The sequence below is a fragment of the Streptomyces sp. WZ.A104 genome, assembly GCF_002382885.1.
In the GTDB taxonomy this organism is placed as follows: Bacteria; Actinomycetota; Actinomycetes; order Streptomycetales; family Streptomycetaceae; genus Streptomyces.
Map to the genome: position 1 here is coordinate 1 of NZ_NWVL01000177.1, position 908 is coordinate 908.

The following is a 908-nucleotide window of genomic DNA, read 5'->3' on the forward strand; positions in this document are numbered from 1 at the left end:
CAACGCACGCGGACCCGCCATTGACCGCACCACCTACAAAGCCACCATCAGCATCCACATGCTCATGAGCGGGCCTTGACACCCCGGACCTCGATCTAACTGAACGGCGTTGGATCTAGGGCCCATGCGACCCGTGGGACCCGTAGCGGAAGCCGGGCAGGTCAGCGGGGCAGTTCGGCGCGCGGCACCCGGCCCCGGACGGCGAGCAGAAGGGCGGAGGCGGCCGCCCCGGCGGCGAACCCGGCGACGATCCAGCCCATGCTGGTTCTTCAGGTGCCGAGCAGCCGCCGCGCGGCCAGGGCGAGCGAGACCTCGACCGCGTCCCGGGGGCGGGTCAGGCAGCGGCCGGTGAGCTGTTCGAAGCGGCGGAGGCGGTTGAGGACGGTGTTGCGGTGGCAGTACAGCCGCGCGCCCGCCCGCTGTGCCGAGCCGTCCGCGTCCAGCCAGGCGGTGAGGGTCTCCACGATGACGTCCCGGTCGGCGGGATCCAGCCGGTCCAGTGGGCCCAGCACCCGGTCGGCCAGCGCGGAGCCGAGGGCCGGGGAGGACACGACGAGGGCGTCCGGGAGGTGCTCGTCGAGCAGGACGGTGCCGCCGGAGGCGGGACAGGCGCGCAGCGCGGTCTCCGCCAGCCGCCGGGCGTCACCGAGCGCGGCCAGACCCTCGACGGCGGAGCCGATCGCGGCGCGGGTCCCGGCCGGGGCGGTCAGTTCGGCGGCCAGCGCGCTCAGCTCACCCGGCGGGCCCGTCAGCGGCAGGATCGCGAACTCGGCATCCGGGCCCGGGTGCCAGAGCACCGCCGCCCCCGGGAACGAGGAGGGCAGCGTCAAGGGCGGACAGGCGGCCGACCGCGCGGACCGCGGCCCCTGCTCGGCGTGCCGCGTCCGCTGCGGCCCGCCCGCAGCGGC

Annotated in this window: 1 protein-coding gene; it reads right to left on the minus strand. The window is 75.9% G+C overall.

What is annotated here, in order from left to right:
- Positions 1–269: 269 nt before the first annotated feature.
- Positions 270–908: CdaR family transcriptional regulator (locus tag CIB93_RS37000; RefSeq protein WP_257002526.1), on the minus strand; the 639-nt coding region annotated here is incomplete at its 5' end.